Origin of the sequence: Exiguobacterium sp. s39 (genome assembly GCF_018618925.1) — a bacterium.
Taxonomy (GTDB): Bacteria; Bacillota; Bacilli; order Exiguobacteriales; family Exiguobacteriaceae; genus Exiguobacterium_A; species Exiguobacterium_A abrahamii.
Genome location: NZ_JACSNA010000001.1, coordinates 1,451,344 through 1,467,524, shown reverse-complemented (window position 1 = coordinate 1,467,524; position 16,181 = coordinate 1,451,344). Strand labels below are relative to the sequence as shown.

At 44.0% G+C, this 16,181-nt stretch carries 18 protein-coding genes; 13 read left to right on the top strand and 5 right to left on the bottom strand.

From position 1 onward, the window contains the following. Positions 1–22 precede the first annotated feature (22 nt). Both KNQ11_RS07815 and KNQ11_RS07810 read left to right on the top strand, forming a co-directional pair. Entirely contained in the window at positions 23–1,096 is a 1,074-nt protein-coding gene (locus KNQ11_RS07815; protein WP_029342201.1) for an ABC transporter ATP-binding protein, read from the top strand. After that, entirely contained in the window at positions 1,096–2,049 is a 954-nt protein-coding gene (locus tag KNQ11_RS07810) for an ABC transporter ATP-binding protein (RefSeq protein WP_029342202.1), read from the top strand. The genes KNQ11_RS07815 and KNQ11_RS07810 overlap by 1 nt, the downstream gene beginning before the upstream one ends. A 46-nt stretch (positions 2,050–2,095) precedes the next feature. Here KNQ11_RS07810 and KNQ11_RS07805 read toward each other — a convergent pair whose 3' ends face one another. Next, the gene (locus KNQ11_RS07805; protein ID WP_029342203.1) at positions 2,096–2,629 is read right to left on the bottom strand and encodes an HD domain-containing protein; all 534 of its coding nucleotides are present in this window, start codon (positions 2,627–2,629) and stop codon (positions 2,096–2,098) included. A 224-nt stretch (positions 2,630–2,853) separates the two neighbouring features. On the opposite strand from KNQ11_RS07805, the gene KNQ11_RS07800 reads away from it, so the two are divergent. The 3 genes from KNQ11_RS07800 to mecA all read left to right on the top strand — a co-directional run bounded on the left by KNQ11_RS07800 (position 2,854) and on the right by mecA (position 4,360). Next, positions 2,854–2,991, top strand: a complete 138-nt coding sequence (locus KNQ11_RS07800) for a hypothetical protein (RefSeq protein WP_214770966.1) — start codon at positions 2,854–2,856, stop codon at positions 2,989–2,991. A gap of 172 nt (positions 2,992–3,163) precedes the next feature. Further along, positions 3,164–3,562, top strand: coding sequence for a transcriptional regulator SpxA (spxA, locus tag KNQ11_RS07795; protein WP_012370920.1), 399 nt, complete (start codon positions 3,164–3,166; stop codon positions 3,560–3,562). A gap of 171 nt (positions 3,563–3,733) precedes the next feature. Beyond that, on the top strand, positions 3,734–4,360 hold the full coding sequence (mecA, locus tag KNQ11_RS07790; protein ID WP_149427654.1) for an adaptor protein MecA: 627 nt from the start codon (positions 3,734–3,736) through the stop codon (positions 4,358–4,360). A gap of 62 nt (positions 4,361–4,422) precedes the next feature. Here the strand turns inward: mecA and KNQ11_RS07785 are convergent, their stop codons facing one another. Further along, positions 4,423–5,145, bottom strand: coding sequence for an SDR family NAD(P)-dependent oxidoreductase (locus KNQ11_RS07785; RefSeq protein WP_149427653.1), 723 nt, complete (start codon positions 5,143–5,145; stop codon positions 4,423–4,425). A gap of 68 nt (positions 5,146–5,213) precedes the next feature. Here KNQ11_RS07785 and cls point away from each other — a divergent pair, with 68 nt between their 5' ends. The 3 genes from cls to pepF all read left to right on the top strand — a co-directional run bounded on the left by cls (position 5,214) and on the right by pepF (position 9,561). Next, positions 5,214–6,725 (top strand): cardiolipin synthase, encoded by a 1,512-nt coding sequence (gene cls, locus KNQ11_RS07780; RefSeq protein WP_149427652.1) that lies wholly within the window; start codon positions 5,214–5,216, stop codon positions 6,723–6,725. A gap of 18 nt (positions 6,726–6,743) precedes the next feature. Next, on the top strand, positions 6,744–7,694 hold the full coding sequence (locus KNQ11_RS07775; RefSeq protein ID WP_149427651.1) for a competence protein CoiA family protein: 951 nt from the start codon (positions 6,744–6,746) through the stop codon (positions 7,692–7,694). Between the two features lie 64 nt (positions 7,695–7,758). Further along, complete coding sequence (pepF, locus tag KNQ11_RS07770; RefSeq protein ID WP_214770963.1) at positions 7,759–9,561, top strand: oligoendopeptidase F; 1,803 nt, start codon at positions 7,759–7,761, stop codon at positions 9,559–9,561. Between the two features lie 218 nt (positions 9,562–9,779). Here pepF and KNQ11_RS07765 read toward each other — a convergent pair whose 3' ends face one another. Together KNQ11_RS07765 and KNQ11_RS07760 are read right to left on the bottom strand one after the other, a co-directional pair. Continuing rightward, positions 9,780–10,571, bottom strand: coding sequence for a DsbA family protein (locus KNQ11_RS07765; protein WP_050677567.1), 792 nt, complete (start codon positions 10,569–10,571; stop codon positions 9,780–9,782). A gap of 94 nt (positions 10,572–10,665) precedes the next feature. Continuing rightward, entirely contained in the window at positions 10,666–11,226 is a 561-nt protein-coding gene (locus KNQ11_RS07760; RefSeq protein WP_149428148.1) for a CYTH domain-containing protein, read from the bottom strand. A gap of 117 nt (positions 11,227–11,343) precedes the next feature. Here KNQ11_RS07760 and yjbM point away from each other — a divergent pair, with 117 nt between their 5' ends. The 3 genes from yjbM to KNQ11_RS07745 are packed head-to-tail and all read left to right on the top strand — an operon-like array spanning position 11,344 to position 13,708. Next, positions 11,344–11,988: a GTP diphosphokinase gene (yjbM, locus tag KNQ11_RS07755; protein WP_035396676.1), complete on the top strand. Its 645-nt coding sequence runs from the start codon at positions 11,344–11,346 to the stop codon at positions 11,986–11,988. A gap of 10 nt (positions 11,989–11,998) precedes the next feature. Then, entirely contained in the window at positions 11,999–12,802 is an 804-nt protein-coding gene (locus KNQ11_RS07750; protein ID WP_149427650.1) for an NAD kinase, read from the top strand. A gap of 18 nt (positions 12,803–12,820) precedes the next feature. Continuing rightward, on the top strand, positions 12,821–13,708 hold the full coding sequence (locus tag KNQ11_RS07745; RefSeq protein ID WP_149427649.1) for an RluA family pseudouridine synthase: 888 nt from the start codon (positions 12,821–12,823) through the stop codon (positions 13,706–13,708). Positions 13,709–13,758: 50 nt separating this feature from the next. Here KNQ11_RS07745 and KNQ11_RS07740 read toward each other — a convergent pair whose 3' ends face one another. After that, positions 13,759–14,928, bottom strand: coding sequence for an FtsW/RodA/SpoVE family cell cycle protein (locus tag KNQ11_RS07740; RefSeq protein WP_029342211.1), 1,170 nt, complete (start codon positions 14,926–14,928; stop codon positions 13,759–13,761). 144 nt (positions 14,929–15,072) lie between these two features. On the opposite strand from KNQ11_RS07740, the gene fabI reads away from it, so the two are divergent. Next, on the top strand, positions 15,073–15,846 hold the full coding sequence (fabI, locus tag KNQ11_RS07735) for an enoyl-ACP reductase FabI (protein WP_029342212.1): 774 nt from the start codon (positions 15,073–15,075) through the stop codon (positions 15,844–15,846). Positions 15,847–15,958: 112 nt separating this feature from the next. Continuing rightward, the gene (locus KNQ11_RS07730) at positions 15,959–16,177 is read left to right on the top strand and encodes a hypothetical protein (RefSeq protein WP_023468878.1); all 219 of its coding nucleotides are present in this window, start codon (positions 15,959–15,961) and stop codon (positions 16,175–16,177) included. Positions 16,178–16,181 lie beyond the last annotated feature (4 nt).

Sequence of the window (16,181 nt, the reverse complement as noted above, 5' to 3'; positions counted from 1 at the left end):
ACTAGAGAGGAGCTCATTCACAATGGAAACTATTTTATCTGTTCGCGACCTGAATGTCGCTTTCCATACGTATGCCGGGACGGTACAAGCCGTCCGCGGTGTATCGTTTGATTTGAAAAAAGGCGAGACACTCGCAATCGTTGGTGAGTCTGGTTCTGGTAAATCGGTTACTTCAAAAGCGATCATGCGTTTGATTCCAAACCCACCAGGTGAAATCACACAAGGTGAAATCTTATTTGAAGGTCGTGACCTCGTTAAGCTTTCGGATAAAGAAATGCAAAAAGTCCGCGGTCGTGATATCGCAATGATTTTCCAAGATCCGATGACATCACTTAACCCGACGATGACGATTTATAAACAAATCGCTGAAGGATTAAAACGTCACCAAGGCTTAACAGGCGACGCAGCGAAAAAGCGTACACTCGAACTTTTGACACTCGTAGGAATTCCGAATCCAGAAGCGCGTCTGAAACAATATCCGCACCAATTATCGGGTGGGATGCGTCAACGGATCGTCATCGCAATCGCGCTTGCATGTAATCCGAAAGTGTTGATTGCCGATGAGCCGACGACTGCACTCGATGTTACGATTCAAGCTCAGATCCTTGAGTTATTGAAAGACATTCAGCAAAAAACGGGTACAGCAATCATCTTCATTACGCACGACTTAGGTGTCGTAGCGAACATGGCTGACCGTGTAGCCGTCATGTATGCTGGTAAATTGATTGAAAAAGGTACAGTAGATGAGATCTTCTATGAGCCGCGTCATCCATATACTTGGGGACTACTAGGTTCAATGCCACGTCCATCTGATGACCGTTCACAAGATCTTCCTGCGATTCCAGGAACTCCACCAAACTTGATGCATCCACCAGTCGGTGATGCGTTTGCACCGCGTAACAAATATGCGATGAAGATTGATTTCGAGAAAGAACCACCTTTCTTCAAAATCTCAGATACACACGAAGCGGCGACGTGGTTGCTACATCCACAAGCTCCATACGTCGAACCACCTGCTGCAATCCGTGACTTGGCGTTAAAATACCGTCCGGACAGCGTGTTCTCAAAATCGCTTCTGAAAGGCGGTCTGAAATAATGGAAAACCGTAATAAATTACTTGAAGTAAAAAACTTGAAGCAACATTTCAATATTGGACGTGGACGCGTCGTTAAAGCGGTTGATGGACTTTCATTTGATATCTACGAAGGCGAAGTACTTGGCCTCGTTGGAGAGTCAGGCTGTGGTAAGTCTACGACTGGTCGCTCGATCATTGGTTTATACGAAGCGACAGACGGCGAAGTCATCTTTAAAGGTGAAAACGTTCATGGTAAGAAGTCACGTAAAGACAAATTGAAATTCAACCGTGCAATGCAAATGATCTTCCAAGATCCGTATGCATCGTTAAATCCACGGATGACGGTTGGCGATATCATCGCTGAAGGAATCGATATCCATGGTTTAGCGAACTCAAAAGAAGAGCGCAATAACCGTGTATATGATTTGCTTGAAACTGTTGGTTTGACGAAAGAACACGCGAGTCGTTACCCGCACGAGTTCTCAGGTGGTCAGCGTCAACGGATTGGTATCGCACGTGCACTTGCTGTAGAGCCGGACTTCATCATTGCGGATGAGCCGATTTCAGCACTCGACGTATCGATTCAAGCCCAAGTTGTCAACTTGATGAAAAAACTACAACGTGATCGCAGTTTGACATACTTGTTCATCGCCCACGATTTATCGATGGTCAAGTATATCTCAGACCGGATTGGTGTTATGTATCAGGGTCACCTCGTTGAATTGTGTGATGCGGATCGTCTGTATGAGAATCCTGTTCATGCTTATACGAAGTCACTTTTATCTGCGATTCCACTTCCGGATCCAGAGCACGAGCGGACACGTAAACGGATCATCTTCGATCGTCCGACGAGTGGACCGGTTGGTAAATCGGATGAAGATTCGAGCATTCCACCTCTTCGTGAAATCGAGCCTGGTCACTTCGTTTCGATGACGGATGCAGAACTTGAAGCGTACCAAGCGCAACTCGTATAATTGTTAAAGCAAAAAGGCATTTCCACGTTGATCGTGGAAATGCCTTTTAATTTTCTGATGCGATACGCGGTAGATGAGCAAATCGATGGACGACTGCATCGATTGCATCAAGACGACGCATAGCTTCTTCAAAGTCAATTTTTTCGTAATGATGAAGTCCGCCCGGCTGTTCCTCCAGCGTATCCGCATCATGGACAAGTTGTTGAAGAGGTGTTCGATTGATCGCACCTGGTGGAAGATAAGAATCCGTGTGCAAAAGAACGGCGAGAGCAATTTCTTTTGCGCGTGCTGGTTCTTCACCAAGGCGAATCAGTAGTTTGTGAGCACGTTCAGCTCCTTTAATAGCATGAATATCATTTTGGCGATATAAATCATAGTTCCAAGTGCCATCGGTATACCATTCGTAATGACCGATATCATGTAAGAGTGCTGCCTTCGTAGCAGTGTCAGCATCTAAGCCGCGTTTCGTAGCAAGCGTCAGTGCGCGTTCCGCTACTGAAATCGCATGATTCAAGCCAGAACGAGATAAATATTTTTGAGCGATCGGATGATCGAGAATCGTAACGAGTGTTAATGCCATGAATGAAAAACTCCTTTCTGAGCGTTGATATTTCTATACACTCTACAGAAATTTGAAAGAAATTGCAACTGTTTTTCATTCCTCAATCGACAATCTCACATATTTAATTGCTTAAAGTAGGAATAGATTTTTAAGATACGTGGTATACTTACTAATGTAGAAGATGATTATTTTGCTTTCGTATGGTTGTTAGTTCTGTTTCGGGCCGATTGGGGTGTCGGAATATGAAAGAACGTGACAAGAAGAAAAAGCTGAAGAAGCGCCTTTTGCGGGATATTTTAGAGAAAAAACTGAAAGAAATGAAACTTCCTAAAGCAAAAGAGACGATTTCTCAGCTATTTGATCACACGCCAGCTTGTTAAAGCCACGTGGTGGCTTTAACAAGCTTTTTTACGAAAAGTTCTTTCATCTTTATAAAAAAGCTAGGTTTTCTGCTTTATTAGATGTAAACTGTCAAGTAATAGAACCATCATCAATATCTGCTTATTCACATAGGTATCGAATGATGTTAAATCAGGGGGAGGATGTTTTTCAATGGTAACACTCTATACTTCACCAAGTTGTACTTCTTGTCGGAAAGCACGCGCGTGGCTTGAAGAACATGAAATCCCGTTCGTTGAACGTAATATCTTTTCAGAACCATTATCGCTCGATGAAATCAAACAGATTCTTCGTATGACGGAAGATGGAACGGACGAGATCATCTCAACACGTTCAAAAGTCTTCTCGAAACTCGATGTTTCCGTTGAAAACTTATCGTTGCAGCATCTATACGATTTGATTCAAGAATATCCGGGATTATTGCGTCGCCCAATCTTGATTGATGAAAAACGCCTTCAAGTTGGGTACAACGAGGATGAAATCCGTCGATTCTTACCGCGCAAGGTGCGTACGTTCCAACTTTTGGAAGCACAGCGTCTTGTCAACGAGTAATTTTAAAAAGCACGCTGCTTCGTGAGCAGTGTGCTTTTTGTTACCGATAAAAAAGGTTAAAATAAAGATAACAAAGGAATAGAAATATATCCTTCGGATTCAAAACTATGAATCCAAGTCATGTCCTCGTTCGTATTCTAGATAAGGAACGAGAAGAAAGGAGTGGACAGTTTGAAAATCGAACGCGTCAATGACAATACGGTCAAGTTCTTCATCACGTACACCGACATCGAACGCCGTGGTTTTGCCCGAGATGAGATTTGGTATAACCGGGAACGGGGAGAACAGTTATTCTGGCAGATGATGGACGAAGCGAATGAAAAAGAGTCCATCTCCTTCGAAGGTCCACTATGGATACAAGTGCAAGCATTTGAAAAAGGTCTTGAAGTCACTGTAACGATCGCGAAAAATGCAGTTGATGGTGAGCAAGTCGATGAAGACGAACTCGATTCACTTTTACGATCAGCGATGTCTGAGACAGAAGATAAAGATACAGAGTTAAGCCAAGATGTTTTATTTGAAACTCGCGATTTCGAACATATCATCGCGCTCAGCCAATATGCGAATGCTCCTGTATTCGCAGAACTTGAAACAGCGCTTTATCAAAAAGATGGACTCTATTTACTGCATGTTCATTTCGAGGATGATGTGAACGTAGAAGCGCAAGAAAACGTCATGAGTTTAATCGCAGAGTATCTCCAGTTCAGCGAACAAATGATACATCCTGTAGCTGAATACGGGAAACAGATCATTGCTTCAGATGTCTTTCCGTTCATTCGGAAACATTTTCCGAACTAAGGTCAGAAAAAGTGCGAGGAAAAGGAGGATCACATATCGTGATACCTCCTTTTGTTCTGGTATTAAGTGAGGGTATAGCCTCCATCTACGATGAGCGCTTGACCGTTGATGTAACTCGCTTTGTTTGATAGTAAGAAACAAACGACCTCAGCGATTTCAGAAGGTTGTGCAGGCTCACCTCGAAGGTGATGTTTCATTGCGAGGTCAAATTTATCTTTCCCGCCATATAACGCATGACTGAGCGCCGTATCGACTGGTCCCGGGCAAATAGCATTAAATCGGTACTTACCATGGAAGCGGGCGGCGTATGTCTTTGTTAGCGTCAGTAAAGCACTTTTAGACGAAGCGTAAGGCAGTAGCATTGCTGGAAACTTAACATGACCTACGATGGCGCTATTATTGACGATGGAAGCACCTTTTGAAAAGCGTTTCGTCGCGAGCTGGATGATTCGTTCGGGTGCGTGATAGTTCACTTGGAATACTTCTTTTTGTTGATCGGAGACACGTTCAGGTGCAAAGGGTTTACCGAAAGTACCTGCATTGTTGAAAATACCATCGATTTCTGGGAAATCTTCTTGTGTTTCTTCAAAGAACGCATCGATTGCAGAGGAATCAGTTAAGTCGACAGGGAAGAAATATAAACGTCCTTCTCCATTTGATTCAAGCGAGGATCCTTTTTCTTCATTACGACCAATCGCAAGGACAGTATGTCCCTCCCGGATGAGTTGAAGGGCAGTTGCCTCACCAATTCCACTTGTTGCACCAGTAATGATATACGTACCCATTTAAACGCTTCCTTTCTGTCATCAGTTTAAATACGATTTGTACTACTTACATAAAAGGAGGGGGATTCATGCTACGACGTGTACAACTTCTCATGACCCTCATCTTGACCATCGGCTTGATTGCCTTTTTATCCTACTATTGGAGTGTCTATATGGTAGGATGGCTGTCCATCGTCATCATTTTGGTCGTCATGAGCGTGTTCGTCATCATTCTACTCGAAAATCGAAACCCAGAACGAACGCTCGTCTGGGCACTCGTCATGATGGCATTGCCTGTCGTTGGCGTATTCGTGTATTTCACATTTGGTCAGAACTACCGCCGAAAACGAATGTTTCGACTGAAGGCAATGCTTGATGAGGAGTCTTACATTAAATATCGTACCCAGTTTAAGGCAGGGGTACACCAATCAGTGTTCCAAGAAGGGCGTTATGGAAAAGTTGTGACACTTATCGATTCAATCAGTCGTCTTCCGATTTCGTATAATACACATACAAGAATCTTGACGAATGGTCAGGAAAAGTTTCCGATTCTTTTAGAAGAGATTCGTCAAGCACAGCATCATATTCATTTGGAGTACTATATCGTACGGGATGATCAACTTGCGCTTCAGTTACAGGAAGCGTTGATTGAAAAGGCCGAGCAAGGAATCGAGGTCCGTTTTCTTTATGATGCCGTCGGATGTTTTTCGACGGATAAGCATTATTTCAAGAAGATGCAGGCGGCTGGCGTTGAGGTTCGCGCGTTTTTCCCTGTCGTCTTACCGTTTATTTCGAGTAAATCGAACTACCGGAATCATCGGAAAATCGTCGTCATCGATGGAACGGTTGCATTTACAGGCGGAATCAACATTGGGGATGAGTATATCGGTCGTGATCAACATTTTGGTTTTTGGCGTGATACCCATCTTCTCGTAAGGGGAGAGGCTGTCTCTGAACTCCAACTGATTTTTCTCCAAGACTGGTATTACATGACCGGTGAACGGCTGTTTACACCGTTTTACATGGAGCCACTTGAGTACGTTGAAGAAGCAACAGGGGGTGTTCAAATCATTGCGAGCGGTCCTGATGAGCCACATGAGGCAATGAAATCACTTTACTTCGGGCTCATAACGGAAGCGCGTGAATCAGTCTATATTGCTTCTCCGTATTTGATACCGGATGAAGACCTGATGACAGCACTGAAGACAGCTGCTATGGCAGGGATTGATGTCCGTATTTTGCTACCGAGCTTTCCAGACCATAAAATCGTATTTTATGCGAGCCGTTCTTATTTTGATGATTTGCTACGAGCTGGTGTGAAAATTTACGAGTACAATAAGGGATTCATGCACTCGAAAGTCATCGTTGTGGACGACGCCATCGCAACGATTGGGACAGCGAACATGGATTTACGTAGTTTTCATTTGAATTTCGAAGTGAATGCTTTCTTATATGGAACGAACTCTGTCCATGAACTAACACGTGATTTTTATGAAGATTTTAGCCATTCGACACAAGTTGATGCTGATATGTTCCATCGGCGTCCATTACGCCGTCGATTGATTGAATCGATTTCACGTTTATTCTCACCGTTACTCTAGAAAAAGGGGACGATTCAGATGTTTGAAGCCATTGATGCTTCTGGTAAACGCATCATGATTCACAGATTTCCCATCCATGAATTAAAAGCGATGTCCTTACGTTGTCCGTATTGCCTGAAGCCCTTGCGCGTCAGGCAAGGACGACGACCACATTTTGCACATATCTCAGCTTGTTCAGGAGAAAGTAGTTTGCATATGTCCTGGAAAAAGCGCATTGCCGATTCTTTAATAAACGCAGGTATCCAAGTCGAAATTGAATGGGTGACTGGAGAGAGACGTTTTGACCTGTGGATACCAGAACAGAAACTTGGAATTGAGATTCAACGTTCTCCGATGTCGGCAGAGGAATGGATTAGACGAGCCTTACTTGATGCGAAACAAGAACAAACGGTTCGGTGGATCGGATTTCATCCTTCACATGGTGTCACGTTGCGATTGCAAGGTTGGATGCGACAAGCATTTTTACAACATGATTACTTGGATCTGATCGTCGAGAATCAAATCCGGAGATTTCGACATCCGGTTCCTTTTGCAAAACATCATGTCTATTGTACGGTTCAACCGCTCTCATTATCTGATTTTCTTTCGAAAGAACCTTCATCATTTCCTCGGAAATTTTCAATCGCTCGATGGCAAGGAATCGTTCATCGCTATCGGCGACGTCCTTTTTATCCTTCATTACCTCCACGCATCCTCAAGATCCCACTGTATCAATCAGGTTTCCATCTACAAAATCTTCCCTCTTTTGCCTTTCTCCCCATCACACGTCTATTATTTCTCCCCGTCCATCCCTTTGAATTTCAAATCGTCGTCTTTTTAGAGATAAAAGGGCGGTACACTTTGAGCCGTCTGGAATATGTCATAAATCAACTGCTTCACCAATTGAATCTATCGATTGAAAGAGATTTGATTGGTGCTCTCGTCAGGGAATGGATGGAGCGGATTGAGGAGGCGAATAAGCTGCTTTAGCAGGAGCACTTCGATTGTTTGTCGAAAAGAAAACAGGTATAACTGAATTAAAGGAGTGAGGGAAATGGCAGAAGTATTAACACGTCAAGATGTTGACGTTACAGAAACATGGAATCTAGAGTCGATTTACGCAACGAACGAAGCGTGGGAAGAAGAATTCGAATCGGTGAAAGCAATGCTCCCATTACTCGTCGAGTATAAGGGTCGTCTTGGACAGAGTGCAGAAACGCTCTATGAAGGGTTACAGTTACGCGACGAAGTCTCAAGACGTCTTTATAAGCTTTATACATACGCGCACATGCGTTATGACGAAAATACAGCAGATAGTTTCTACCAAGCAATGAACGACCGTGCTCGAACACTCGCGTCGCAAATCGGAGCAACACTTGCTTTCATGACACCAGAACTATTAGCTGTACCTGAGTCAACGATTGAGACGTATCTTAATGAGAATCCAGATCTTGCGATGTATCGTCATGCATTTGATGAATTGAATCAAGAGCGTGAACACGTCCTGACGGAAGCGGAAGAAGCGATTCTTGCAAAGGCAGGAGAAGTACTCGGTCAATCCGGTACGACGTTCGGTATGTTGAACAATGCAGATCTGACATTCCCGAAAATCAAAGGGGAAGACGGAGAAGAAACAGAGTTGACACATGGTCGCTTCATCACATTCCTGGAATCATCTGATCGTTCGGTCCGTGAAGCAACATTTAAAGCGATGTATGGAACATATGCGAAATACACGAATACGCTCGCTTCGACACTTGCTGGGTCAGTTAAGAAAGACAACTTCTATGCAGATGTCCGGAAGTTCCCATCGGCACGCGCAGCAGCTTTACACGGTAATGCGATTCCTGAGTCCGTCTATGATGGATTAGTTGAAGCGGTACATGAGCATTTACCATTGCTCCATCGTTACGTCGCCCTACGTAAGCGAGTGCTCGGACTCGATGAACTACACGTGTATGATATGTACACACCGCTCGTTTCTGAGGTGGAGATGAAAGTCTCTTACGAGGAAGCGAAACAATTGATGGTCGAAGGGCTCGCACCGCTCGGAGCAGAGTACAAGCACATCCTCGAAGAAGGGTTGTCTGAACGTTGGGTTGATGTCCGAGAGACGCGTGGTAAACGGAGTGGAGCCTACTCTTCTGGTGCTTATGATACACAGCCGTTCATTTTGATGAACTGGCAAGACAACATCAACAACCTCTTTACACTCGCACATGAATTCGGACATTCTGTCCATAGTTATTACACGCGGAAGTCTCAACCATATCCATACGGTGATTATTCAATCTTCGTCGCAGAAGTTGCCTCAACGACGAATGAAGCATTGTTGAACGACTATCTATTGAAGAAAGTAACGGATCGTAAAGAAAAACTCTATCTATTAAACAATCAACTCGAAACATTCCGTGGAACATTGTTCCGACAAACGATGTTCGCTGAATTCGAACATGCAATTCATGATGCGGCTCGTCTTGGACAATCGCTGACACCGGAATTCTTAACGTCAACGTATTATGCGTTGAATCAAAAATACTTCGGAGAAGAAATTGTATTGGATGAAGAAATCGGTCTAGAATGGGCTCGGATTCCACACTTCTATTACAATTATTATGTCTATCAGTATGCAACGGGCATTTCTGCTGCTGCTGCCTTGACGGATCAGATTCTAGAAGAAGGACAACCTGCTGTAGAGCGATACATCAACAATTTCTTAAAAGCGGGATCAAGTGATTATCCAATCGAAGTATTAAAAGCTGCGGGTGTTGATATGACAACAAAAGCACCAGTTGAAGCAGCACTGCGTCAATTTGAACGTGTCCTAGATGAATTTGAAGCTTTGTTAGCAGAGTGACATCTTTGTGACAAAGTGAACAAAGGGTGGAAAAGAAAAGAGAACCACGATATACTTATATTGTGAAGAGGGTCACATTCCCCAGTCGATTCTCTTTTTCCCCCATCCAATGGTCAAAAGAAAAAGTCCTTCTCGTCATGAGGGACTTTTTCTTTTATCTATGATTGAACACAAAAAGGACAGTGAAGCGTGCTTCACTGTCCTTTTTGTTGTTTTTATCATGCATGTGCCGAATCTTTTAAATGACGCCATACTTTTCCATCACAGTACGATAGAGAAGCACATTTTTGTTGCAAGACCAATTTTTTTAATTCGTGTTCAATCTGGGATTCAGGAGCGTCATAAATAAAGGCGATTTCAGCCGTTGTTGCTGTTTCATACCGTCTCAAGAATTGTTCGAGTGGTGGCTTCGGTTGTTTTTCGATCGTATGATCTAGCAATTCACTTAAGATCGAGACATACACCAAATACTCATAAGGTCCTTCTGCTTTGATCGCTTCTTCGTCTCCAACGAAAGCGAGTGTTGGAAGAATCCGAACATCCCATTCGGTGACTAGTTCGGTTTCTTTCTCGAGCATTTGCTGAATCGTATCCGACGAGACATCACGATGGAACTCATCTAAATCCAAACCATACTCCGTTAATGCCTCTGCTAGCCGCATCAATGATGGTCGACTATAAGCACTTTCTCCTTCGACGTTATGAAGCATTCGAAGGCGTCGCATGAATCGCATACCAAACGTTTTTCCTTGAAGCTCAATTGCTTTTAGAATGACGAGTGGTGACATGTCGCATGCGGATCGTGATGGAGCACATGGAATCGTTGCAATCGTCCGAAGACGGAACAGATGGCCATATTCTAGTTCTAACTTCTTGAGAACGGGTATCAACCGTAAACCATCCGTTTGTGTCACATCTAGAAAATGATAGATTTCCAGAGGTTTCGTCGGTTGTTGAATCGATGGTTCGTCCAATGAACAATAAGATCCGTTACATTGTGCGTGTTCCATCCGTTCACCCCTTCCTGTTGTTATCGTTACCCTATTTTAGCAACGAAAAAAAAGAAAGAGCAAAGGTTTTGCTTGTTCATTTCTACACGAAAAATCAAGAAAGCGCTTTACGTTCCATAAAGCGAACGATTTTATTTTTTGTTTTGCGTTGTGGAATGTCGTGTTCTGAAAGAATTCGCTCGAAATCCTTTTGCCCTTGTTCGAAGTTACTGACCTCAAACTCTAACTCATAATCGGTATGTCCGAGATAGCGACTTTTATCAAGGACAAGCAATCCTTCCGGGAGCACGGTTTCGATTCGTTCTGTCTCTAATCGACCTAAATGTTCTAAAGATCCCTGTAAATCAAATGACTTTAGCTGTTCGTTCATCTCTTCGGAATGAATTAGACCGTATTTGAATAGATCTTCTGCTTCAGTTGATGATAACGTAACATGCGTTTCAAGCAACCCCTCCTCATGAGGTTGTTTTAAAGTCAGTACGAGCCCTTGTTTTTTCTCACGAATCCGTAAAGCAGCACCTTTTTTTCGAAGTTCAAAATCAGGAGTATCAAAATAATCATTTGCTTGCCAAATGGGTTGTTTTGTTGACGCATAATGGGTAAATAACGATAGATATTCTTGTTCAGACAATAAGTTCTTAAATTCGATTTCCAATTCTTGTCTAATCGGAATCACGCCTTTCTAGTTGAATGTCTGAAAATATGATAACATGAATGAGGTAGGAACAGGCAGTGAACCAATACTATTCGATTAAAAGTGGTGACAAATCAGATGACAAAAGAAAATTGGGATTTATTTCTTGCGCCGTATCAAATCGCGGTCGATGAGTTGAAAGTTAAGCTAAAAGCGATTCGTAAACAATTTCAGCAACGGGGAGAACATTCACCGATTGAATTTGTCACAGGACGGGTCAAACCTGTAAAGAGCATTCTTCAAAAAGCGGAACGAAAAGCAATTGCGCGCGAGTCATTAGAACAAGATATGCAGGATATCGCCGGATTACGTATCATGTGTCAATTCGTCGATGATATCATTCATGTCCTTGAGCTGTTGCGCTCGCGCGGAGATTTTAAAATCGTCGAAGAACGAAACTACATTACGCAAAAAAAGGATAGTGGCTATCGATCGTATCACGTCATCATTGCCTATCCGGTACAGACGATCGAAGGTGAAGTTCCGACGTTAGTCGAGATCCAAATTCGAACGCTTGCGATGAACTTCTGGGCAACGATTGAACACTCGTTGAATTATAAGTACCAAGGAAATATTCCGGAAGAGACGCGTGAGCGTCTGCGTCGTGCAGCAGAGGCAGCATTTTTGCTTGATGCGGAGATGAGCCAGCTGAAAGTAGAAATCCAAGATGCACAACTCGTCTTTCAACGCGACGCTAAGGCGTCTGAACGATTAAAAGAGTAGGGGGATGACCATGCATTTTGCAATCACGGCTCGTGATGATGAGCGATCTCATGCGCTGAAACAGCAACTCGAGCAGGCATTGACGGATCGGGGATGTATTCTTGATGTCAGCCAGCCGGAAATCGTCGTCTCGATCGGTGGAGACGGAACGATGTTACAGGCGTTTCATTCGTATCTCGATCAAGTAGAGACAATTACGCTTGTTGGGATTCATACGGGGCATCTTGGTTTTTATGCGGATTGGCGCCCTGAAGAAATGGATGAACTGATTGATCATATCGCGAAGCAGGATTTAGCGACGGTTCAATACCCGTTGCTTGAACTCTCGATTGATTATGCGGACGGTTCACACAACCAACTGCTTGCCTTGAATGAATGTACGATTAAAAGTTTTAATCAGACGCTCGTTTGCGATTTATCGATTCGAGGCGACTACTTCGAAACATTCCGAGGGGACGGGTTGTGTGTATCAACACCGTCTGGTTCGACAGCTTACAATAAGGCACTCGGCGGAGCGATCGTTCACCCGGCGCTCGAAGCAATTCAAATTACAGAGATGGCTTCCATCAACAATCGTGTTTACCGGACGATCGGCTCACCGATGTTGTTACCGAAACATCATGATGTCGAAATTCGTCCCGTTAATCCGATTGATTTTCAGATGACCTATGACCACTATGCTTCAATCATTCATCAAAACGTGACATCGATTCGATGCCGGGTCTCTGATAAAAAAGTGAAATTTGCTCGTTTTCGTTCTTTCCCGTTCTGGCAACGGGTGCGGGAATCTTTCCTGGCAGACGAAAGACGTTAAAGTAAAGGAAATGGAAACATGAATGGATTTCAGCTACAACAGATGGTGACTGACAACGAGGATGGCTGGCGTGTCAGTCATTTTTGTACGACCCGCTTAGGGATTTCGCGAAAAATGTTAGTATCGATTAAAAATCATGGGGATATCACGCGTAATGGTCACCATGTTAACGTCCACGACGTCTTACACGCGGGTGATCATGTCCATGTCTTCTTCCCGGAAGAGACACCAGCACCGGATATGGTGGCGACAGAAGGGGAACTTGATATTTTGTTTGAAGATGATTGGTTGCTCGTCGTCAATAAACCGCCGGGCATGGCATCGATTCCGTCTCGACTGCATCCAGAACGCTCATTATCGAACTATGTCCTTGGTTATTACCGAAAACAAGGAATTCCGTATGCAATCCATATCGTTAATCGGCTCGATCGTGATACGAGTGGTCTTGTCTTGTTCGCGAAACATGGGCTTGCCCATCACCGGATGAGTCTCATGCAACGATCCAATGAATTAGAACGACATTATTTAGCGTATGCACCCGGAAACGTACCGGTACAAACAATTGATCAACCGATTGGTCAAACCGATCATTCCTTCATGGAACGGATGGTACGACCAGATGGTCAACGAGCCATTACGCATATCTTAAATAGCCGTCTAGTTCGAGCCTTTGACCAAGAAATCTCATTACTCGATATCCGACTAGAGACAGGTCGGACACACCAAATTCGTGTCCATCTTGCTTTTCTTGGGCATCCTTTGATTGGCGATACGATGTATCAAGGGAACCCGTTACTTCCGCGTCAGGCGCTTCATAGTGCGTCAGCAACGTTCCTTCATCCTGCGACGGGAGAACGGGTTCGTTTTGAAGCACCACTTCCTGAGGATCTCCGACTGGAAGGATAAAGTACACAAATAAAAGGCAATGGACTCGGTCCACTGCCTTTTATTTGTGTTTAGTCTTCATCGAACATGGAAATCCGAGATTGAGAGGCGATTGCCATGATCAATCCTAGACCGACGAGGTTTACGATCATCGTTGATCCCCCATAACTGATGAACGGTAAGGGAAGACCTGTGATCGGTAAGACACCAATCGTCATCCCGATGTTTTGGAAGATTTGGAACGTAAACATCGCGACATATCCTGTCACGATATAGGTACCAAATGGATCCGCTGTCTCGAGAGCAATCTGAATCAAGCGATAGACGAACAGGAACAAGACGATCAAGACGATGGCAGCCCCGATGAAACCGTAGTGTGAGGCAATCGTCGTAAAGATGAAGTCTGTATGCAATTCCGGAACGAACACTTGCAGTTTCCCGTATCCAACGCCGAACATTTGACCTGAACCTGTCGCGTTGATTGCTTGGACGAGCTGGTACGACAAATCATCCGCATATTCGAACGGTTGCAACCAAGCCATGATCCGGTTCATCGCGTGACCTGGGAAAAAGGTTGCGAGTAAATCATTTTGGAAAAAGAACAGGTAAAAGAAGATGATGACAGCTCCTGCGAACAGACCGAACATCGTCAAAAGCCATTTCCAATTCAGTCCTGATAATAACATCGCACATGCTAAGATGACGCATAGAATCAAACCGATCCCTAAATCGGGCTGAATGATGATAAGACCGAGCGGCAAGGCTGTAACCGCGACTAACTTGATAAGTAACAAGAGATCTCTTTCATGTTGAACATAACGCGCATTGTGCTCGGTAATGACGGCAGCGAGCGTAACGATCAAAAAGAACTTCATGAACTCAGCCGGTTGAACCGTACCGATAACGGGGAATTGATACCAACCGTATGCCCCTTTGATTTCAGTGACGATTGGTGTACCACGGAAAATGACAAGACCGATTAACGATACGATACCTGCTCCATATAAAAACCAGTGGAATCGCTTCAACTGTTCATAATCGATGAAAATGACGACGGATAACGCCATGAAGCCGATGACATACCATTGAATTTGTTTGGCAGAGAAGTTAATGGCACTGATCGCACCTTTAAGCGAAGGTTGTGCTGTATAGATGGCGATGATACTGATGACCATCAGACAGGCGAGTAAAAAAAGCAACGTATGATCATAACGTTGTGTAAATGATTTGAATCGATTCATTTCATCCCTACTTTCTATCTCTTTCTATATTACCGTAATTTATCAAATCCGCAATATCAAGAGCGATGGTTGACAGAAGCGTTACGTTTTTGTAACCTGAAGATAGGTTTTATTACCAGGTACTAATTCAAGGGGGACTTTATCATGAATATTTATCCTTCACTCGAAGGCAAGACGTACGTCGTCATGGGCGTCATCAACCAACGTTCGATTGCATGGGGCATCGCACGTGCGCTCGACGCTGCTGGAGCAAGCCTGGCATTTACATATGTCGGGGAGCGTTTTAAGGCACCACTTGAAAAATTAGGACAAGAGTTATCACGACCGGCTTCTTATTATACGTGTGATGTCACGAGTGATGAAGAGATCGAACAGGTCTTCCAAACGATCCATGCAGATCACGGTAAAATTTCAGGAATCGCTCACTCGATCGCATTCGCGGATAAAGAAGCGCTTCGTGGTGAGTTTTCAGGTGTAACGCGTGAACAGTTCGCGCAAGCACTTGATATCTCTGCCTACAGCTTAACAGCAGTCGTTAAAGCGGCGAAAGATTTCTTTACGGAAGATGCATCCGTCATCACGTTGACGTACCTCGGTGGTGAGAAGATGGTTCCGAACTACAACGTCATGGGTGTTGCGAAAGCCGCATTAGATGCAAGCGTTCGTTATCTCGCTGCTGAATACGGTCAGCAAGGCGTTCGTGTCAATGCAATCTCAGCTGGTCCAATTCGGACAGTATCCGCAAAAGGTGTCGGCGACTTCAATTCCATTCTTGATAGCATCGAAGAACGTGCGCCACTTCATCGTAACGTGACGACAGAACAAATTGGTCAAAGTGGACTGTTCTTGCTTTCACAAATGTCGAGTGGGGTGACAGGAGAAATTCTTCACGTCGATAGCGGATTCCACATTCTTTAATAAACGATCGATTAAGCCGGGCTTTCCCATGCGGGAGGCTTGGTTTTTTTTGTGCTCGATCGGGGAACTATCAAATATAAGTGTCATTAGAAGGAGAGAGGAAGTGCAGAGGATGAACGCAATCGATTTTACAGTCGTACAATATGTCAATCGTCAAGTACGTGTCGATCCACAGCTAAAGACTGAACCAGTCGCTCGAGTTCAACCAATTCGCCCAACTGATCCTTACCGCGAACACGAAGCAGACGACTTTTTAGAAGAACAGGCAAATGCATACGGTGTATTACCAGAACTAAAACTTCCCGGTCGAAGCTTCGACCGGGAAGTTTAATCAT